We start from the raw sequence: 20,854 nt of genomic DNA on the forward strand, positions 1-20,854 counted from the left end.
CTTGTTAGGGGCGAGGAGTAAAACAGTAGGGGGATCCCTTACATATCGTCGCTGCGGGAGGAAGCTTTAGGTACTCGCGTACTAAAAAGTGTTGAAGCGAAAATCGGCAGGTAACAGACCAGATACATTCAAACTAACCAGCCCGTTCGTTAGAGTAAAAATTCGATTTCAATCTGCCTGGATAAATGCCTGAAGGCCAATGGCAGCGGTACTTCTGTGGGTTTGTATCGAGAATGTACGAAATTTGTAAAAAAGTGAAAAACAGATTGGTGCCATCGGTTTGCCGGCCGATACTCCGGGCAATTCAAGACGTTCCACAAGGATATTTTCATGTTCTTTCCGCAAGGAGCACGCTCATGACCGTTGGTTATACCGGCGCCTGGCAGCCCAAGGCAGGTTTGTTGGTCCGCGATAATTCGCCATCGAGCAAACCGGTTTCGCAAAGTGTGAAGGTCAAGCAGATGCTGGCGAAAGTCGGCAACGATCCGACCGTACTCAACACCCGGGAGATGGACAAGCAGGGGATCCACAAGAGCGTCAAGGGTTTCGACCCGGAAAACGTGACGCCCAAGCAACTGGGTAAACTGACTGACTTCCTGCGCAGTCGGGGACTCATTACGGATATCACGGCGATGACCCTGCTCAATGCCGGTGACAAGTTCGATCGTTTCGGCATTCAGAAAGACCCGGACACCAAGTTCAACGCGCTGGAGTATTTCGCCACGCAACTGGACACGATCCAGAACAACAATCTGAAGGGCAACAAGTACGCCAACGGGCTGATTCCCGAGTACAAGAAAGCCATTTACGTGCTGCAAAGCCTGAAGGTCTATGGACAGGGTGGCGACCGTCCGCCACCGCCGACCGACAAAGGTGTCAGCGCCAAGGCATGACCCTGCAACGACAAGCCCCCGACAAGGGGGCTTGTCGTTATTGCGCCACGCTCGCTATTTTCCCTTGCAGGTCATCGTGCAGCCGCTGCATCTGCGGGCAAATCAACGTCAGCGAGGGTGGTTTTGCGCCGCGATGAAACAACGCCAGCCATCCTGCACCTCGTTCATCCGGCGCCAGTCCGGTGAACACGAAACCCGCCGTCGTCAGCGCGTGCCAAGCGCTATCAAACCCCTGCGCCAGCCTCAGCCGGATTGAAATGAGCCAATGCGCCGGCAGTTCCTGCAACTGCTTGAGCAAACAGCTATCAAGTGCCTTGAAAGTCCCTTCATATCGATCCCACCGCTGTTCAAGATGCACCGGTTCGCCCACCCATGGCGCGACCCTTTCCTGCGTCCCGAACACACTGCACATCTGCTGCATGAAGTCCCGACAGCTGTCGGGCCATGCCAGGGCTGGAAGCGGCCGCCGGTTTCCATCGATGGGCAGGTACCCGATGACGAGCGACTCCCGTGCCGAGGCGTCATGCGGAGACGGGACACCGTCGGGCAGCCATCCCGTATTGTGAAAGCCGAGGCCGGCTGCCATGCGCTGGGTGTAGGGGTGACAGGTCACCTGTTTGATCGTCACGCCCCGGCATCCCAGCGCCTGGGCATGGATCAACAGATGGTGGCCCAGACGGGTGGCAATACTCTGACCCCGGGTTTGCGGGTCAACCACGCTGAGTGCCAATTCTGCGAGGCGTGAGTCTTTGGCGCGAATCAATGTCGCGTGGCCCACTACATTATTTTCGGCTACCGCCACCAGCGAGTGCCAATGACCTTGCGCATGGTTGCGGTCAATCATGCAGGGCAGATAAACGTGGGCCTGGGCATAGAGATCGCCATAGATTTTGCGAAACAGCCTGCTCACGGCTTTTGCGTCGCTGTTGCGGTAGTTCCGCAGCGTTACGCGCTCCATCAGCGAAGATCCGCATGGGGGCTGTTGTAGACACGCAGGTCCAGCACACGCTGGCGCTTGCCGGAGCGTGGGTGGCGTGTCAGGTCCTGAACAGTGCAACAGTCAATCCGTAAATCCAGCAGATGATCGGCGTTCAATTGCGAAATCAACGGATAGTGCTCGATCAACGCGCTGCGCAGCATCCGCTCTGACTCTGGCGACGCGGGTCCCACGGCATCCGGAGCCCATTTCAGGGTCAGGATATCTTTTGTCCCGCTCTGTTCGATCACCAGTTGCCAGTCGTCACTGCGGGTGATGCGTTGCACGGTATTGCCAATTTCTTCAGGCAGTAACGTCAGAATGCCCACCCGGACTCGTTGGCTGTCGGCGCAGCGGCCCATCAATGCGAATTTGCGTGTGGGAGTTTGCTCAACTTCACGCCAGCAGGCGCGGTCGCCGACCGGGTAGCGAATCATCGGCATCAACCGCCGGGTGAGATTGGTCATCACCAGGCGTCCGGTGCGATTGCATTCCTCGATCACTTCGCCGGTCTGCTCGTCGAGGATTTCCAGCATGCTGTGGCCCTGCGTCATTCGATGTTCACCCAATGCGCAGTCGGGATGACTGGCGCCGATGAAGCCGGCGTCGACACTGGCGTAACCCATGGAGGCAACCCGTATATTGGGGAATACCCGGCCGAGCAGTCGCAACTGCGCCGGGAACAGGCTTTCACCACCGTAGAGCAGGGATTCGACGCATTCCAGCCGCCGTCCCTGGCGCTCCAGCCATGCGGCAAAGGACAGCAAGTGCGCGGGTAAACCTGCCAGCACGTTGATCCGATGGCGGAAAATCGCATCGGCCAGGACGGCCGAATCCACGTGACCGGTGAAAGGGAACTCCACGACACCCGGCTGTACATGAGCCAGGGCATCGTGGGTGAAGATGAAACTGGCATACAGATCGCCGACGAAAAACAGGTTGGCGACCCGGTCACCCTTGTTCAACCGACCCTTCAGGCTGCCTGCGAAATCTTCCACCAGCGTCTGCCATTCCTGGCGCTCGAAGACCGACAATTTGCCGTCGCCGGTCGTCCCGCCGGTTTTGAATACCATTGCGTTATCCAGGCCTGCGGTCAGCACCGGCCAGTGATCGAGGTCGTGGCTGTTTTTCCAGTACTGCGCAGAATCAATGACCGGCAGTTCGGACAGCGACGTTACCTGCTCGGGCACCTCGCTGAAGTGGCTGGCGTAAAAGCTTGAATGCTGACGCGCAAAAGCCACCAGCTCTTGCCAATCAGTTACCGGATTCATGGTGTGCTCCTTGCAGAATGGAGGAGGCGCGGGCTCCCCGGTTATCGATCAGCAGCGGCGTCTTGCCGCTATGGCTGTTTCGGGCGAATCGGTCGATGGCGCACACTTGTGCCTCTACCGTCAGCAGCCCGGTCTGCACGAGGGTTGCCAGCGTCGGATAGCCCAGCAACCGTTCATGCACCTCGTGGGGTTCGAGCGCACTTCGGACTTTCATGCATTCGAGTCCGTCGGGGGCATGTTCGAGAATCACCTGGAATTCGGTCCGCAGGTGCTGCGCCAGCTGCGACAGACAGATGAAATCGGTGCCGATGCGCACCAGCCTGCCATGGCGCTGAAGCAGTTCGAAACGCGGCGTTTGCAGACCACAGCCGCACTGTCCGGGCACCCAGCGTCCGCTGTCGCCGACGTCATAACGCCTCACGTCCTGACCTTGCCGTGCGATGGACGTGAACACCAGGCGTCCCGTCTCGGTGTCATGGACAGGACGATCGGCCTCGAACGCGACAATTTCCAGGTGCTGGATATCGCTCAAAAGATGAAACACACCATCGCCGGTGGCCGGGCACGCATGGCCGAGCGGGCCGGCATCGACACTGCCGTAGATCGCCGAGCGGATCAGGCTGGCGCCGCAATCCTGCATCAACAGGCGGCTCTGTTCACCGGGGTGTTCACCGCCGAGGAATACCTTTTCGATCCCGCCATAGGCGCGTAAACGTGTTTGTTCGTTGAGAAACAATCGATGCAAAGTGCTCGGCATGCCGATCAGCGTGTTCACCCGCTGATCGATGATCAACTGCGCGATCTCCCGGTAATCATCATCGGCCGGGGCGCCCATCGGCAGGTGTGTGACGTCCAGTTGCTCCAGCACTTTGGAGAAGCTGAAAAAGCCGCCATACAGACCGCCGCTGAAAAACAGGTTCATCACCCGGTCCCGGCCCGGATCGAGTCCGGCTGCGAACAGACCGTCGGCCGTAGCGCGCATCTGCCGGTGGAAATCGCGATAACTGAAACCCGAGAGCGCCGGTACGCCGCTGCTGCCGCCGGAGCGGAAATACAGCTGGGTCGCAACGTTGATCGGGCGGGCGATAAAATCTTCCTTGCTCATGATCGGCAGGTTTTTCACGCAGGGCGCAATGGCTGTGCCGTCGAGCGAAGCGTGGGAGGGCAGTTGTGTCGGCGACAGACTTACCGAGACTCGCCGGCTCAGGCGCTGCAAGGCATAGACGCCGTCATGGGGTTCGCCTTCGTAGCCATCGTGAATCGCCGACACCGGAGCAATGCGGGTGACACCGGCGGCGATCAGATTCCGTGAAAGTTCTGCAATCCGATGTTCCGGGCAGATCAGGGCGCAGCTTTGCAGCACGTTTCGCCATGGCAGTAACGTCTCGACCAACCGTGCGTGCGGCAGGGGCTTGAGCAGCAGGCTGCGAAACAACGGTGAAGGCTGCAATTGCGGGTCGTGGGTCCAGATCACCCGCCAGCCCGGTGTTGCCCAGACCTCGCCAGCCACCTCGGTAAAACTGTGTGCGAGCCGGGCCATGGCCGTATCGGTGGTGATTTGCGAGGCTTCCTGAAGGGTTGGCGGCAATGGCGGCCATTGCCCCGCACGGCGTTCGAATGCTTCGGACAGGCGTAAACCGATTTCGCGCAGTACGGCCGGGTCGTCGCTGTCCACCAGCACCCATTGCGGGCTGGAGCAGGCTTGCTGATCGAGTCGGCAGACTTCATCCACCACGCCATCCAGTGTCTGTGGCGAGACGGCGTCCGGGGTCAGATAAACGAAGCTGATGCGATGTCCCCAATCGATCCAGCGGCACCCGGCGGGAATCTGTTCACGGATCGCTTGCAGCGCCGATTCACCACCCCAGGCCGAGACGCCGTTGGCCCATCGGCACAACTGGCCGATTTGCGCGGTGGTCGCCGGAACGACAGCGACGTGCCCGGCCAGTTGGCCGCTGGGGTCGCATTGCGTCAGCGCATGGAGCAATTGCGCGGTCAGACCGTCGTCGCTGCTGCTGGGGCGCAGCCAGTTGACGTTGCCGGCCAGCAGACTCTCGATCACCGCACAGAACGCCAGAAGTGTCGCGTTGCCGGGGGTGATGTGAACCACCAGGCCCAACGGGCTCCAGCGCTCGAAGCGTGGTTGGCGATAATCGGGCCGGCGCAACGCGGCGGGTTGATCGCCCAGCTCACGTTCGAGCTTGCGCAATAGCCCTTGCGGCTGGCAGAGCTCGATCAGCGACTGGCGTTGTCCGGCGTCGAGCGGCAGGGCCAGCGTGCTGTCGTTCAGCCGGGCGGCAAACGTGGCCGCCGCATGAATGACCGTCTCGCTGTGCAAGGGCCGGTTCAGGTGTAATGGCAACGTCTGACGCAGTTGATCCAGCGCGGCATCAAGGCTGAATTCATCGTGAAGGTGCCCATTGATCAAGTACATATCAGTGCCTCCCCAGCAGTTCGGAAGCCGCCATGGCGCAGCTTCTGCCGGCAGTGGTGGCGGCACGGCCATGCAGTTCGAACCAGTCGCTGTCCAGACCGCAGCCGCAGCTTGCGCCGGGGTGCAGGGTGATCAGATCGCTCATGACGACGGCATGGGCCGGGCTCGAAGAAATGTAGGGCGAGACCGCACTCAGCAGCCCGGGCCGGCCATAAGGCAGCACGGCGAAATCGGATGGGTTGCGCACAAACACCTTCGAATAGACCGGAACATGGAAGTGATGGTGAGCGCACTCGAAGTAAGGCACCGGGTGCTCCACCGCGCCGTAACCGTCGCGACAACGGGACAGGTCGATCCCGAGTTGGCAATGGATACGCTCGTACAAATGCTGGCGAGGGATTTCCTGCGCCGCACGGGTTTTCCAGCCACCTCCAAACAGCACCAGTGAGTCCGCTGCCAATTGCAGGTTTGCCACGCCGGTGGCCCTCATGCGTTGCAGGGTCTGCCAGAGAAACGCCGGGAAACCGATTATCCGTACCGGCAGGCCTTCTTCGGCAAATGACTGCAAGGCCGAGATGACACCGAAGCCGTCGAACTCGTGGCCGCTTCCGGTTCGTCGCAATGCGTAGGCCATGCGGTTGACCGGTGCGAAACGGCACAGGAACTGATCGGTGAACGACGTGCCCAGGGTGACACTGGCTTCGGGCTCATAGCTCAGAAGCAAGTAATTGCATGGCGTGTGCGGACCGTCCCAGCCGTAGTGGTGGAAGATTCGCTCGACCATGTATTGCGCTGCCGCCAGGCTGCGTTCGTCATAACGCATGCGGCTTTTCTGGCCGCTGGTGCCTGACGATGTCAGTTCCAGTGCGTCTGCGCCGGTCGGGCTGAGCAGTTGTTGCTGTTTGAAATAACTGGCGAAGATCGGGGGCAGTCTCGACCAGTCGTCGAGGCTGTCCAGGTCTGCCACGTTCAGTCCGTTGGCATTCAGCCAATGTTCATAACCGGGCGTGTGCTCGCTGTGAAACCGGCTGATTTCGGCCATGGCCCGATCGAAGAGCCCTGCCGGCACGGATTCCGGACAATAGGGTTGCGTCAACGCACAGAGTGCGCCGCTATGGGGGAAATGGAACATCAGGCGTCCTTGTTATTGATGTGGCGAGGAAGCGGTTTCTGCCGAAGCGTTTCGAAGAAACCGGTACAAGAGGGGCAGGCTCGACAGCCCACCCACGGCCGCCCAGAGGGCGAAGGATTCGAGGCGGGCACCGCCGCCGATGGCTGCGATGAGTGAACCGCCGGTGCCCATCATGGCAATGGAAATCATGCCCACGGCTGCCGAGACCAGCCCCTTGCTGTCATCGCTGGAAAACAGCGCCAGCCGATACAGCACGGCATTGCTCATGCCCAGGCCGACGGCATAGAGCACGAGGCCGGCAATCAGCACACCGAGGGATACGCCGATCAGCGCGCCAGCCAGCAAGATCAGCAACCCGAGGCAAAACGGCCAGAGCGCGAGGCCAATCAATTGCGGCAGCTTGCGTGAGGCCAGCAGTCGGTCAAGGATCAGATTGCCGACGATGACCGCCGAAAAGATCGGGATCTGCCACAGCGCGTACTCTCGCGTCGACAGGCCAAGCCCCTGGATCAGCAACAGTGGCGCGAGGCCGATCCACGCGATCAGCGGCAGGCTCATCAGCCCGAGCGCAAGGCTCGCGCCAAGGAACTCGGAGTTGCGCAGCAGCGCCAGGTAGCGACGACGGGTCTTTTGCCAGGACAGCGGAACGGGGGCCTGTTGGCCGCCATCACGGCGAACCACTCCGATGGTTTCCGGCAGGCAGGTGTAGAGCCCGATCCACGCGATAGCGGCAGCCAGCCCCAGGGCCAGAAACAGGTCGCGCCAGCTCATCCACTCCAGCAACAGACTGCCGAGCAGCGGCCCCAGCAACGGTGAAAGCAGCGCGATATTGCCGAGCAACGCCATAAGCCGCACGGCATCGGCTTCAGAGAAGACTTCCTGGAGCGCGGGATAACTGACAGCGACCACGAACCCCAGTCCCATGCCTTGCAACAGCCGTAATGCGTTGAACACTTCAATGCCGGGGGTGACGATCGCCGCAGCGCAGGTCACTGCGAAGAGCGCACAGCCGACGAGCAACACGGGGCGACGGCCAAACCGGTCGGACAGTGGCCCGATCAGCCATTGCAGGCAGACGCCTCCGATCAGATACAGATTGAACGCATTGGGAATATGCAGTGGATTGGCGTCGAGGTCTTCGGTGACGGTGAGCATGGCCGGCATGATCATGTCGCTGGCCATGTAGGTCAGCCACTCGAACAGGGTGATGGCCAGACAGAAGCCAAGCGTTTTGAGCGGGGAGATATCGATGAGTGTTCTTTGCATGCGCTTCCATGGCCTTCAAAGGGGAGAGCGCAAAGGCTAGGGGCGAGAGGTGGTATGTATCTACGTTGTTGCTGCAACGATGTATGTCGCAGGTTTGCAGGACATTGCCACAGGCAGATTGCTTACTTCTGTGGGCGAAATTTCCGATATTTTGATCCGGAATATATACGGAAAATGCCCACATCCTCGTGGGCATTTTTCACAGGCATTCAATCAAATGTTGCATTTGAAGAGACGATTGTCGGTGCTCTTGCGATGTCGGATTTACCGATGTTGGTAGTAACCAGGGCCTCCGCCGTAGTAGCGATGATCGCCATGCCAGCCGCCGTGGGGGAAAATGATGCAGCCGCTCAGTGTGAGCAGTGCCAGAACTGGAATCAGCCAGGTGATTCGACGCAGCATTTCAAAAGTCCTCATGGTTAACGCCGTATGGAGTCAAAACTCTTCATCGGCTGTAACATGAGACCCCGTTTGCAGCGGCGCATCCCCGTGAATCGGTATGCCCATGGCATCAGCGCCGATACAAACCCGATACATTTCAAAGTTTCAGGAATTCGCAATGACTCAGTCGCAACGTTTGAAGTACTCGATTCTGATCGCCCTTACCGTACTGGCGATCATGTTCGGCCTGTCCTGGCTGCAGAATGCCGGGATAATCAGCCAGAAAGTGTTCCAGTACATCGCCATTGGCGTGGCGGTGGTCGTGGTGGTGATCAACGGTGTGATGCGCCGCAAGGTCAAACCCTGACGGCGCTCGAGAAGGGAATCAATCGCTGTTGAGGACGGCAGCAGCCTGTGGATGCAGGCTGTAGCTCTTGTCGGCATTGAAGGTGATCACACCTTCGGCGCACAGGCGCTTCAAGACTTCGCGCACGCTGAGAAAGGACAGCGGAATGCCCAGTTCCAGCAATTGGCTGTGGACACCGCGCACACCCAGGCTGCGCTCGCTCTCGGCGGCGACCAGCAGGGCATCGATGACTTTCAGGCGAATCAGGCTGGTGCGCAGGCCGAAGCTCTTGAGCAGCAGGCGAATACGTTCATTGCCGTGGCGCTCGGCTCGTGGTCCGAATACGCCGGCGTGCGAACCCATGGAAGCTCCTTGTGGTGCCTGGCTACCGTCCGATGGTAGTTGCGGGTTGTACATGCGATTACTCCTTTTCAGAGCCTGATCAGGAAGGGTTACGGGTGCTCTCTCTAAACAAGACGTATCAGCCCGACAAATCATGAAGCGAAAAATGTAGAAAATTTGTCGTTGAATCGTCTTTTCTCCGTGATCCGGGCTCGAAACGGTCTGGTAATCCCCTAAATTTTTTTTCATCGGTTTCGTTTCCCGGTCAGGCTCATTGCGCGTGGACGCGTGGGTGATTTCAGGGCGGAGCTGCTGCGCATGGCTTTCGAACACGGCGCGCTCCGCTCTCAGGCATTTCGATCAGGAGCGAGCGTGATTATTTCCAGGCAGTTAACCGGACTGACCCTTGCCGGCATGTTTCTCGGGCTGAGTCTGTCGGCGCAGGCGTTCAGCCCTTCCAACCAGGCCGGGGCCGACATCCGTCGCACGGGGTTTGGCGTACCGCATATCCGAGCGGAAAACGAACGCGGCCTCGGGTTCGGCATCGGTTACGCCTATGCGCAGGACAATCTGTGCCTGCTGGCCAACGAGATCGTCACGGTCAATGGTGAGCGGTCGCGCTACTTCGGGCCCGATCAGTTGACGGTCGAAGAGCGCGAGAACCGAGTCAGTGATGTGTTCTTTCAATGGCTCAATACCCCTCAAGCAGTCAGCGCCTTCTGGCAGGCGCAGCCGGTCGAAGTGCGTGATCTGGTGGAAGGTTATGCCGCCGGCTACAACCGGTATCTGGCCGAGCGTCGCCAGCAAGGGTTGCCGCAGCGGTGCCAGGGCGAATGGGTGCGTGATATCGCGCCCGAGGATCTGGTGAGGCTGACCCGTCGGTTGCTGGTCGAGGGCGGCGTCGGTCAGTTTGCCGAAGCCCTGGCCGGCGCCACGCCGCCGCAAGCCACTGCGCAAAACCCAAGCCACGCCCGCGCCTATGACCTGGCTGCCACGCGCTTGCAACGTTTCGCCCTGGACCGCGGTAGCAACGCAGTGGCCGTGGGCAGCGAGCGTTCCTTCAACGGCCGTGGAATGTTGCTGGCGAACCCGCATTTCCCGTGGGTCGGTGGCATGCGTTTCTATCAGATGCACCTGACCATTCCCGGCAAACTGGACGTGATGGGCGCGGCGCTGCCGGGTCTGCCGATGATCAACATCGGTTTCAACCAGCACCTGGCCTGGACCCACACTGTTGACTCGTCCAAGCACTTCACCCTGTATCGCCTGCAACTCGATCCGAAGGACCCGACCCGTTACCTGCTCGATGGCCAATCGTTGCCGTTGAACAAGCAGACGGTGACAGTGCAGGTCAAACAGGCGGACGGACAGGTGACACCGGTATCGCGGGATATCTACAGCTCGCAGTTCGGCCCGATCGTGCAGTGGCCGGGCAAGCTCGACTGGGACAACCAATACGCCTACAGCCTGCGCGATGCCAACCTCGACAATGATCGTGTGTTGACGCAGTGGTACGCGATGAACCGCGCCGCCAACCTCAAGGATCTGCAGGATTCGGTGCACAAGATCCAGGGCATCCCGTGGGTCAACACCCTGGCGGTGGATGACAAGGGGCAGACGCTGTACATGAACCTGTCAGTGGTGCCGAACGTCAGCGCCGACAAACTGGCCAGGTGCAGCGATCCGCGCATCGGCCTGCAAATGATCGTCCTCGACGGCTCCAACAGCGCCTGCGCGTGGGACATCGATCCGCAAGCCGCGCAGCAGGGCATTTATGCGTCCAGCCAGTTGCCGCAGCTGTTGCGCAAGGATTTCGTCCAGCACTCCAACGATTCGGCCTGGCTGGCCAACCCGGCGCAACCGCTGACCGGTTTCTCGCCGCTGATCAGTCAGGAAGGCCAGCCACTGGGGCTGCGTTCGCGGTTTGCGCTGGATCGTCTGGCGACCCTGAGCAAAAAGGGTTCGGTGGCGGTGCAGGACCTGCAACGCATGGTAATGGATGATCAGGTGTTTCTGGCCGCTCAGGTGCTGCCGGATCTGCTGAAATTCTGTGCATCGCAAACCGGTGCCGAGGCTGAGTTGAAATCGGTGTGCAGCAGTCTCAAGGCCTGGGACGGTCGGGCGAACCTGGATTCGGGAATGGGCCTGGTGCATTTCCAGAACATCATGCAGGCCTTGCAGAAATCGCCGGCAATCTGGCGTGTGGCATTCGATCCGAAAGACGCGCAGCACACTCCGCGCGGACTGGCGACTGAAAAAACCGAAGTGGCCAAGGCGTTGCGCGAAGCGATGCTGGCGTCAGCCGAATCGGCCGGCAAGATGGGCCTGACTGCACAAACCCGCTGGGGCGATGTCCAGGTAGTCAGCAGTGGTGGTCAGCAGACGCCGATCCATGGCGGTCCGGGTACGCTGGGGATCTACAACGCAATCCAGAGCGTGCCCCGTGAGGACGGCAAACTCGAAGTGGTCAGCGGGACGAGTTATCTGCAGGTGGTAACGTTCGACGACAAGGGGCCGCACGCTCAGGGCCTGCTTGCGTTCTCGCTGTCCAGCGATCCGGCGTCGAAGTACTCGCGGGATCAGACCGAAGCCTTCTCGAAGAAACAGTGGAGTGCACTGCCTTTCACCGAACAGCAGATCAAGGCCGATCCGCAGTATCAGGTGCAAAGCGTGCGTGAAGAACTGGACAAGACAGGGAAGGTAGCGGCGCAGTAATCAGTCGTCACGATGTCGCAACACGCACTGAAGGCCGCTCCCGCAAAGGGGCGGCTTTCAGCTTTTTGGCGGTTGCTGCGGTATCGGATTGATCACCGGGTTGCCGTCCTGGTTGCGGGTGATGAACACCGGCAGGACTTTGGGCATCGAGCCGGCGAAACTGTTCAGCTCTTTGATGTTGTAGATGCCGCCGATCCGGATCGAGCCCGTGGTGCTATCGGCCAGCATCAGCGGTTTGTCCAGATAACGGTTGATCAGCGGTAAAGCTTCGTTCAACGCCAGGTTGTCGAGTATCAGCTTGCCGCTGCGCCAGGCCAGCGAGGTATCGCTGGCGTAGGTCTGACTGATTTGCGGCATGTAGTCGCCGTGCTTGTAGCGAGCCTGCATCGAAGGCCCCAGACGCAGGCCGTCGCCGGACAATTGAGTGTTGCTGGTGACCAGTACCGAGCCCTCGACCAGATTGACCTTCACCTGATCTTCATACATCCAGACGTTGAAACGGGTGCCGGTGACGCGAATTCGGCCTTCGGCCGCCTTCACGATGAACGGGTGACTCAGGTCATGGCTGACTTCAAAGAAAGCCTCGCCCTTTTTCAGGGTGACCCGACGCTCGTCCTTGTAATTGCTGAAGGTCAGATCGGTATTGAGGTTCAGCTCGACCTGACTGCCATCGCTCAAGGTGACGTGGCGGACGTTGTCGGTGGCCGCGAAATGCTGATAGCTGTTGGGCAGCCAGCCAAGGTTCCATCCGGTCCAGGCTGCCAGCGGCAGCGCCAGCGCGCAAACGGAGGCCGCTACCGCATATTGACGCCAGGTCCGGGCCGCTGGGCGAATCGGCACGATCACTGCTGGCTCCGGGCGCGGCAAGTGCTCGGCGACATCCCAGATTTCCAGCATGGCCTCGTATTCGAACGCGTGCAGCGGATGCGCGTCGCGCCATTGCTCGAACGCCAGCCGTTCCTCGGCGGTGCAATCGACGGCGTGCAGGCGCATGCACCAGTGCGCAGCGGCATCGGTGATCGCATCGTATTCGGCTTCGGAAAGGGTGTTCTGGGTCATTGACTCGTCCTGATTTGCTGCATTCTAACCTTGACGGGAAGGTCGCGAGAACCGCCGTCATGGCGATTTCCTATCAATGGGGGGCGGTTTTCCCGTCATACCTCCCGAAAACAGGATGTATTGAGAGCAGTATTCATAAACCGAGTGAAAAAATGATCAAAAGCGCACTGTTCGCATTTGCAGTCACCAGAGGCTCTTCTCAAGGAGTGCGCGGGCATCGGGCCCGCGCACTTCCATTTCAAGGGGACTGAACCGGATCCAGCTGTCGGCCGATTTCGCAGATCAGGCGGGCGATGGAGTCGGCGTTGCGCAGGATGACGTCGATTCGCACGTCCGGCGTCTGCGGATCGAGAAAGGCGTTGCGAGCTTCCTGCATGGTTTTGCTTCCCGTCAGCTTTAGAACTTCTTCACTGATGAGCTGCATGTCCGGGACCTTGTCGATGTCGACCCAGGACTTGAGTGTCGTATTCCATTCCGCGAACAGCTGCGCCCGGGGAGTGCTCAATGACAATGCAGATGTCTGATCGAATTCGAGCTCCTGAAACAGCAGCGCACCGGCGGGGGTGATGGTCGAGATCAGGTTGCTGAATGGCTCCCGGGCTCTTAACGAGGCAATATCCAGCGCCTTGCTGTACTGGTGGGAAAACTCGTGAATCAGCGTAGACGCCTGTGCATGGCCATCGACATCGAACGCCTCCAGCAAATGGTTTTTGAACTGATCCAGTTGCTGGTCGAAAAAATGCTCGGTGAAATGCACCAGCTTCTTCTCGTCGCCGTCCAGTACGAACGCAATCACATCGTGCATGAACCGGTTCGAACCGACGATGAAGCGATCGGTATCCAGCAATTCATCGGCAGGATCCACCAGTGCCCGGCAGATCGGCAGGATCGTGGCGCTTATCTTGGAAAGCATCGCCGTAGTGACGTGAGGTACATCAAAAAAACGCTCGAGGAAACCGCTCACCCGGGGATTGTCGGTGCCATGGCTGAGCGGTGCCAGATTGTGCAGGCAGTAGAAGGCGTAGCGCCGCGCAAGGTCGATGGCGTTTACCAGCATTCTGGCCTTGTCCGGGTACTTCAGACGGATTTCGCCCATCCCGCGAGCCTCGATGTTCAGCATTGTGCGGCGCAGCCGGGAGATGGTGTTGCGCTCGGCCAGTTTTCTGAACGCCTGGCCATAGTGGACGGTCTGGTGAGCCGGCACCTGCACCATGGCCAGACCGCTTTTCTGAAACTGGAAACTGTGTTTCCCGGCACCCGTCAATTGCCAGGATGAGTCGCGTTTTGTGACCTGATAGACCTTGCCATTGATGGCTGCATAGTCACGATTGGTGTCGGGCTGGTGATAGGTCCCCGTTGTCGATCCGTATACAAGATCCTTGAGCGCGAGGTCAGTGACTTCGAATGACTGCATCAGGGTGCGTATGGGAGAGGTCGGTTCGATTTCGCTGATGTCGGGTGCCGTGATTTTTCCCGTTTCCTGCTCGGCAGCCTCTGCACCGGCCGACACTTCCGGCAACAACGCCATCTGCACCATTTGCACGCCACCGGCAATAAAGGATTGCAGGGCCCGTTTCCAGTGGTGGTCCTGCAGGGCTTCGGCCGAGTCTTTCATGTCGTCGTAGGCGCGCCAGAGAAAGGGCACAAAAGCCAGTTTGCCCTGCAATGTTGCCGAAACTTGTTTGATGCCTCGGCTGAACAGGGTCTTGGCGGTTTCCCAGTCGGACTGTGCTGCGCGTTCGGGCTGTGATTCAAGCTGCTGCTGCAAAAGCTTGAGGTTATCGTTGTACAAGTGCTCCAGCAGGTTGCCTTCGATGGGGCGGCTGGCCAGCTTCATCTCGCTGGTCTGGCCAGCGGTGGCCGCCAGCAGACTGCGAAAGACGGCCTGTCGTCCGGCAGGCAAGCGCCGAAGCAATAGATTCTGGAGAGAGCCGGGCGTGTTCAGGGCCGCGATCAGTGCCTCTTCGTCCTTGAATTCGTGAAACACTTGTTCGGCATACGGTGCGTAAAGTATCAGTGGCCCCACGTGCCTCTGACCCGGAGCAAAAACGTAAAGCCCCGCCGCGGTTTCTGCATTCGCGCCCGCCGTCTTGACCAGCGCCAACGGGCTGATGACCGTGTGGGCGCCGGGCGCAGTGGCGCGGGCGTATCCATCGGGCATGTCCAGTCCCTGACAGATTTGTGTATAGGCGGCGGCAGACAGGTGTTGCTGCAGCTTCAAGGCATGGGCGTGCTGCATCAATTGCCAAGGTAACTGGCGGAAAAAGCGCTGCTTGCGCTCGCGCCCCTCAACCGTGTCCGTCGATAGTGCCGCCGCGATCTTGCGTCCATAGGTGGTCGGAATCTCCAGCGACAGCAACAATTGATCGACGGCTCTGCGATCCAGACCGGGAGGCAAGGTTTCGGCGGTTTTCGATACCACCCTGTACCCCGTGCCCTGAAGTACGTTGACGTGATTCAGGGCAAATTCAACCAGGTCGCGGGGCTGGCCGGCGAGTGCGAGATTGGGGATGACCTCGATCTGCCGGGGATCGAGATGTTCGTTTGGAAAACGAAGGCCGAGCGCAGTTTTCAATGCTTGTTCGACATGCTCGGCCAGCGGCGTAACACCCGTCAGGTAATCCTTGTCGCCGATGACACTCCGGTTCCACCGCTCAAGCAGTTCGACGTGCCGTTTCTGGTCTTTGACCGGGGCCATGCTCAGCCACGCAGGAAACGTCTGCTGGTTCTCGATGGCCCGGGCATGCTCGCAGGCGAGACGCAGGTTGGTCTGGGGCGGCATCTTGCGCAGTGTTGTCAGTGCCTTTTCCCGCCTGGCTCCATCATCCATGCGCCGGCGCACCTGTTCGCAACGCGCCAGATAGTGCTCGATGCCCGATTGCATACGCTCATGCAACACGTTGCGATGGATGATGTGCAACCTTCCAAGCGTGTAGCGCTGATGAGGCTGGTACTGATCGGGAACGATATTTTCCAGCAATGACAGGCTTTGAACGTTATCGAGCAGCCGCCGGCTCAGTGTCTGCCGGGCAATGGCGATATTCTCGAATACCTCGAGCCCCAGCGCCGGTGTCCAAAGCACGGCCCGTCCGGAGTGTTGGGGGTCGAGGCCTCCGCGCTCGGTCATGAGTACGCAATGGGCCAGGCGCCAGACCGTTCTACCGTCGGGAGACTCGAGCGTCAGGACATAGGCATCGGGTCGGAAACCTTCGAGCCCCAGACGTTCCATGCGGCTCGGCCGGTCGGCGTTGATGACGGTTTCGACGACCGCTTGTGCCCAGGCAGGCAAGCTGCCGCTCGATGCCCTGAGCCTGGCTTCGCCGTTCACGCCGACGAACCAGGCGTGGGCCAGATCCGCTTTCATGGTCTCGAGCCAGGCGCGCTGGGTCGCCCGGGTCGTCATGGGTTGATTGTCGAGACTTTCCAGAAGTGGAGCCTCCACGGCCTGGAACGTCTTGATCGCGGCGCGGGCCTTGTCGGCCAGTAGCAGGGAAGGCTGCTGACTGCCGGACCAGACCGGTTGCGTGCTCCAGCGTCCCTGGGCGTCGAGTTGTTGCATGCGCTCGTGAATCATCGAGCGGATATCCAGGCTCTTGTCGAACAGCGCGTGGAGGTTCACCGCTCCGTCGCTGAGACGAAACACTTGCAGGGCATACTCGATGTTTTGACGTTGCTTGGTGATGATCGATTCGCACAGGAAGCGGAACACTTCGCCGGCCACCCGGTCGCCCGAAACCTGAGGCTGATCGAAGCCCAGGAAGCGGCTGCGCTCGTCCAGGCTGAGCAGAGCATAGAGTTCGTCTTCGTGACCTTCTGCGATGAATTTGGCTTGCAGGGTCGCTTTCAAGTCCTGATAGTCCTTGAGCTGCTGCAAACCTTGAGAAGGCGTGTAGAGAAACGCATCGGGGCCACTGATCATCAGCGAGCCCGCCAGCTCAACATAGTTGGCCGGATTTTCCCAGAGGCGGACGGTTTCGGTGATGGGGGCTGGACGACCATCGGCAACCGGTCGAATCAGCTGATGCAACGTGCCGAACTGGTTTGCATCGAGTATTCCGGCTTCACGCTTGAGCATCCAGTCGACGCGGGCCTGGTCTTCCAGCACCCGTGCGAGAAATGTGCGGCGCGTTGATCCCAGGGCGGCTGCGCTGCTCCAGTAATATTCCAGCTGCCGGAACAGCAGAGCCGGCAACATGCCGGACGCCTGGGTGACGGCATTTCTCCACTGCTCCTGATCGTGCGCGCCCTGAGTTCTGCCGGGATGGGAAAACTCCGGCAGGCGAGCACTCGGCCAGCGCTGATGACGGTAGTGCAGCAGCACCGCGTCACTCAGACTCAGAATGTCGGCCCTGGGGGCGTCTTCAGTGGCGGCCTGATTGCTTTCTCCGTCGCGGGCCTTGTAAACGCTGACCCGGGTGCTGCTTTGTTGCAATGCCCCGAAGTGAGGCTCGAGCAGTTCATCCAGCGCGCTGTCCAGCAATTGCGTGAGGGTCGGCAGCTTCTTGAGTTCATCGAGCATGGCTTGGGCGTTGAGTATGGGACCTTGCCTGAGGGTGGAATCACGATCCTCGAACACATCCTCCTCAATGATCGAAAACGTCACCGAAATGCGCTCGGCGTCCTGCAGTCGTCGCTGCTGGGCCAGCGGTAGAAATGCGAGCAACGTGTCCTGACCGTCGATTGTCTTGAGGCGCGCTTCGAGCTGAGCCTTCAGGTTCGCGCGACTGTAGTATTTACGGATGCCTTCATACGGGGTGTAGAGAAGCTGGCCCTTGTCGTAAGGGGTTTCACTTAGAACGAATGCGCCCGGCAGGGGCACGGGGATCTGGCTGTCGGCATTGAGCAGGATTCGTTCGGCCGACATCGGTGGCCTTTGCTGGCGCCGCAAGCTATCGGACGTCAGCCTGACATCGGCCAGCCATCTGAAATCCTTTTCTGCCAGGCCATGGGTTCTGCCCAGCCCGGGCCATAGGCCCGGGGCGTCGAGGGCTTCGGGGAAGAGCAGTGGAGAGGTTGGTACGGACATCGTCAAGTCTCGAAAAAATTGAAAGTGCGGTGAGTTCGAGACAGGAAGGTAAAGGCGCGCAGACGGGCGAAGGTGGTACAGGGGTATTGCGCGGGGAACCCTCACCGCTTGCATTGCAGGGTTGACAGGCCACCGGCTGCCCGTGGTTAATCCGGAGGCGTCAGTTCGTACGCTGTTGTTCCCTCCAATAATTATTCTGGAGCTTCAGATGTCTGCGCCACACGATCATGCGATCTCGTCCACGGTGTCCCTGGACGAGCTGACTCAACTGCTGGAAACGATCTTCATCCGTCATGGCACCTCGGCCGAGGTGGCCGCAACGCTGGCCGCCAATTGCGCCAACGCCGAGCGCGACGGTGCTCACAGCCATGGGGTTTTCCGGATTCCCGGTTATGTCTCGACCCTCAACAGCGGCTGGGTCAACGGTAAGGCCGTGCCGAAGGTCGAGGACGTCGCATCAGGGTTTGTCAGTGTCGATGCCGGTAACGGATTTGCCCAGCCTGCACTGGCGGCGGCGCGTCCGCTGCTGGTGGAAAAGGCCCGCAGTGCCGGGATCGCGATATTGGCGATCCGCAATTCCCATCACTTTGCCGCGCTGTGGCCGGACGTCGAGCCGTTCGCCGACGAAGGACTGGTGGCGCTGAGCGTGGTCAACAGCATGACTTGCGTGGTGCCGCACGGTGCCGACCGACCACTGTTCGGCACCAACCCGATCGCCTTCGCCGCGCCTCGGGCCGACGGGGCGCCGATCGTGTTCGACCTGGCCACCAGCGCCATTGCCCACGGCGACGTGCAGATCGCCGCGCGCAAAGGTGAAAAACTGCCGGCGGGCATGGGCGTGGACAGCCTCGGCCAGCCGACCTGCGACCCGAAGGCGATTCTCGAAGGCGGCGCGTTGCTGCCGTTTGGCGGGCACAAGGGCTCGGCGCTGTCGATGATGGTAGAGCTGCTTGCCGCTGCGCTGACCGGTGGCAACTTCTCGTTCGAATTCGACTGGAAGAACCATCCCGGGGCCAAGACCCCGTGGACCGGACAGTTGCTGATCGTGATCGACCCGAGCAAGACCGCCGGACAGAGCTTCGCCGAACGCAGTCAGGAACTGGTCAGGCAGATGCATGGGGTAGGGCTCAAGCGTTTGCCGGGTGATCGGCGGCATTTGCAGCGGGCCAGATCATTGGCCGAGGGGATTGTGCTGGACGAGCAGACCCTGGCGCAGTTGCGTGAACTGGCGGGCGAATGACAATTGAGCGGACATGAAAAAGGCGAGCCCGATGGCTCGCCTTTTTTGTTCTCGCTCAGCGGCGGCCAAGCAACAGACCGACCACCAGGCCGAAACCGGCAGAGATCGCCACCGTCTGCCATGGGTGGCCACCGATGTAGCTTTCGGTGGCATCCACCGCCGGTTTTGTGCGGTCACGCACGCTGGACACCGAATCCAGTGCCTGCTGCAGTTTCAGGGCGATTTGTCCGCGCAGGGTTTCCGCTTCCTCGCCGACCAGTGAGGCACTGCTTTTGAGCAGTTTGTCCGACTCTTCGATCAGAGCCTGGAGTTCGCTGAACGCTTGATCCTTGATTTGGTCTTCAGCGGCTTGAACGGCGCTTTTGCGGGCCATTGGGTGACTCCTTGCAGGTTAATGGACAGTGAACAATGGAGTGTGGCGCTGCTTGAAAAGTTGCAGTGAATTTCCTTCAGGAAGAAAAACCAGCGCCGGAGATTTCCGTCCAGCGTGTAAGATGTCGCCATTTCATGCAGCAGGTAATTCCCCATGAGTTTCAATCTGGCCGACAAATCCCTCGCAGAGCGCGCTGCGCTGGAAGACGAGAAATCCCGACTGTTCGAACTCTGGCAGAACAATCTGGGCAAAGCCAAGGGCGAAGCCGCGCGATTGTTCGGCGAGCGCTCCAAACGCAAGGGCAAATGGGCCGAGTTCGTTCGCGCTGAACTGGACGGCATGTCGCCGCCGGAGTTCGCCAATATGGTGCGCAGTGAAGTCAACCGGCTGATGGCGGCCAACAAGTAATCATTCGGTCTTGAAACTGGCGGCAATCGCTTCGCGGACTTTCAGCACCACCGGATCGATCTGGGTATTGGTGCGCCAGCCCAGCTCGACCGGATAACGCGGCAAGGCCAGCGGGCAGGGCAGCAGGGCCAGCCCGCTCAGTGACGCAATGGCCTGCGCCGCGTGGGTCGGGATGGTCGCCACGGCCGAACTGCCCTTGAGCAGGTGCGGCAACGCCGCGAAATGCGTGGTCGAGGCACACACCCGGCGACTCAAGCCGAGCACCGCCAGCCCCTCATCGGTGATCCCGATAAAACCGCCCGAGGACACCAGAATGTGTTCCCGGGTGACGAACTCCTCCAGACCGATCTGCTGCTGGCCCGGCTCAAGACTTGCCGGATCCACCAGGCACGCGTAACCCCCTTCACCCAACACCTGACGGCTGAGCAGCCGTTCTGCGAACCCGCCAGCGGTGATCGCCAGGTCGATACTGCGCTCCATCAGGGCCCGGGCGACGATCTGGCTGTGGGTCTGGCGGAAGATCAGACGCAGCTTCGGCGCGCGTTGCCCGATCTCTTCGATCAGACGCCTCCCGTAGGCGATTTCGAAATCATCCGACAGCCCGACACTGACCGAGCGCCCGTCGTACTGATTGGCCGCCGGATCGACCATTGCCAGGCTCTGCCGGCACTTGTTCAGGGCATCGCTGACCACCGGTTTCAACTGATTGGCCTTGAGGGTCGGCGCCAGGCCCCGGCCGGTGCGCACGAACAATTGATCGCCGTACACCTCACGCAATCGGCGCAACGCCGCGCTGACTGCCGATTGCGTCACGCCCAGACGCAACGCGGCGCGGCTGGCGCTGGACTCTTCATGCAGGGCTTCAAAGACTTTCAGCAGGTTGAGATCGACGGTGGCGATATTCATTGTGTTCATATCATTCAGCAGTGATTCGGGCTTTATTCATGATCCCGTGGCGCCGGAGAATGAGCAACACCTGAACCTCACGGAGT

Annotated in this window: 16 protein-coding genes; 5 read left to right on the plus strand and 11 right to left on the minus strand. The window is 60.1% G+C overall.

Annotated elements, in window-relative coordinates:
• The first annotated feature begins 356 nt into the window (after nt 1–356).
• Entirely contained in the window at nt 357–893 is a 537-nt protein-coding gene (locus tag M5B98_RS01045) for a hypothetical protein (protein ID WP_134826709.1), read from the plus strand.
• Nucleotides 894–930: 37 nt separating this feature from the next.
• Here the strand turns inward: M5B98_RS01045 and M5B98_RS01050 are convergent, their stop codons facing one another.
• The 6 genes from M5B98_RS01050 to M5B98_RS01075 form a co-directional block, all read right to left on the minus strand.
• The gene (locus M5B98_RS01050) at nt 931–1,851 is read right to left on the minus strand and encodes a GNAT family N-acetyltransferase (protein WP_248741476.1); all 921 of its coding nucleotides are present in this window, start codon (nt 1,849–1,851) and stop codon (nt 931–933) included.
• Nucleotides 1,851–3,140, minus strand: coding sequence for a phenylacetate--CoA ligase family protein (locus tag M5B98_RS01055; RefSeq protein WP_248741477.1), 1,290 nt, complete (start codon nt 3,138–3,140; stop codon nt 1,851–1,853). The genes M5B98_RS01050 and M5B98_RS01055 overlap by 1 nt, the downstream gene beginning before the upstream one ends.
• Nucleotides 3,124–5,574 carry an acyl-CoA reductase gene (locus M5B98_RS01060; protein ID WP_248741478.1) on the minus strand — a complete coding sequence of 817 codons (2,451 nt, stop codon included), beginning with the start codon at nt 5,572–5,574 and terminating at the stop codon, nt 3,124–3,126. Before M5B98_RS01060 ends, M5B98_RS01055 begins: the two co-directional genes overlap by 17 nt.
• Before the next feature lies 1 nt (nt 5,575).
• Nucleotides 5,576–6,706, minus strand: coding sequence for an acyl-protein synthase (locus M5B98_RS01065; RefSeq protein ID WP_248741479.1), 1,131 nt, complete (start codon nt 6,704–6,706; stop codon nt 5,576–5,578).
• A gap of 12 nt (nt 6,707–6,718) precedes the next feature.
• Entirely contained in the window at nt 6,719–7,972 is a 1,254-nt protein-coding gene (locus tag M5B98_RS01070; protein WP_248741480.1) for an MFS transporter, read from the minus strand.
• Between the two features lie 264 nt (nt 7,973–8,236).
• Nucleotides 8,237–8,374: a hypothetical protein gene (locus tag M5B98_RS01075; protein WP_167443772.1), complete on the minus strand. Its 138-nt coding sequence runs from the start codon at nt 8,372–8,374 to the stop codon at nt 8,237–8,239.
• Nucleotides 8,375–8,531: 157 nt separating this feature from the next.
• Between M5B98_RS01075 and M5B98_RS01080 the strand changes: the two genes are divergently transcribed.
• A complete protein-coding gene (locus M5B98_RS01080) occupies nt 8,532–8,720 on the plus strand; it encodes a hypothetical protein (protein WP_119426198.1) in 189 nt (62 codons plus the stop codon).
• Between the two features lie 18 nt (nt 8,721–8,738).
• Here the strand turns inward: M5B98_RS01080 and M5B98_RS01085 are convergent, their stop codons facing one another.
• A complete protein-coding gene (locus M5B98_RS01085; protein WP_248741481.1) occupies nt 8,739–9,116 on the minus strand; it encodes a fe2+ zn2+ uptake regulation protein in 378 nt (125 codons plus the stop codon).
• A gap of 297 nt (nt 9,117–9,413) precedes the next feature.
• On the opposite strand from M5B98_RS01085, the gene M5B98_RS01090 reads away from it, so the two are divergent.
• Nucleotides 9,414–11,756, plus strand: coding sequence for an acylase (locus M5B98_RS01090; RefSeq protein ID WP_248741482.1), 2,343 nt, complete (start codon nt 9,414–9,416; stop codon nt 11,754–11,756).
• Between the two features lie 57 nt (nt 11,757–11,813).
• On the opposite strand, the gene M5B98_RS01095 is transcribed toward M5B98_RS01090, so the two are convergent.
• Complete coding sequence (locus M5B98_RS01095; RefSeq protein WP_248741483.1) at nt 11,814–12,815, minus strand: FecR family protein; 1,002 nt, start codon at nt 12,813–12,815, stop codon at nt 11,814–11,816.
• Between the two features lie 238 nt (nt 12,816–13,053).
• Nucleotides 13,054–17,946, minus strand: coding sequence for a dermonecrotic toxin domain-containing protein (locus tag M5B98_RS01100; RefSeq protein WP_318654164.1), 4,893 nt, complete (start codon nt 17,944–17,946; stop codon nt 13,054–13,056).
• A 103-nt stretch (nt 17,947–18,049) separates the two neighbouring features.
• Here M5B98_RS01100 and M5B98_RS01105 point away from each other — a divergent pair, with 103 nt between their 5' ends.
• The gene (locus M5B98_RS01105) at nt 18,050–19,081 is read left to right on the plus strand and encodes an Ldh family oxidoreductase (protein ID WP_085708187.1); all 1,032 of its coding nucleotides are present in this window, start codon (nt 18,050–18,052) and stop codon (nt 19,079–19,081) included.
• Between the two features lie 55 nt (nt 19,082–19,136).
• Here M5B98_RS01105 and M5B98_RS01110 read toward each other — a convergent pair whose 3' ends face one another.
• A complete protein-coding gene (locus tag M5B98_RS01110; RefSeq protein WP_016982860.1) occupies nt 19,137–19,454 on the minus strand; it encodes a DUF883 family protein in 318 nt (105 codons plus the stop codon).
• 153 nt (nt 19,455–19,607) lie between these two features.
• Here M5B98_RS01110 and M5B98_RS01115 point away from each other — a divergent pair, with 153 nt between their 5' ends.
• The gene (locus M5B98_RS01115) at nt 19,608–19,862 is read left to right on the plus strand and encodes a hypothetical protein (RefSeq protein WP_007957535.1); all 255 of its coding nucleotides are present in this window, start codon (nt 19,608–19,610) and stop codon (nt 19,860–19,862) included.
• Here M5B98_RS01115 and M5B98_RS01120 read toward each other — a convergent pair whose 3' ends face one another.
• A complete protein-coding gene (locus tag M5B98_RS01120; protein WP_248741484.1) occupies nt 19,863–20,777 on the minus strand; it encodes a LysR family transcriptional regulator in 915 nt (304 codons plus the stop codon).
• Between the last annotated feature and the right edge of the window lie 77 nt (nt 20,778–20,854).

The organism is Pseudomonas sp. MWU12-3088 (genome assembly GCF_023242405.1).
Taxonomy (GTDB): domain Bacteria; phylum Pseudomonadota; class Gammaproteobacteria; order Pseudomonadales; family Pseudomonadaceae; genus Aquipseudomonas; species Aquipseudomonas kribbensis.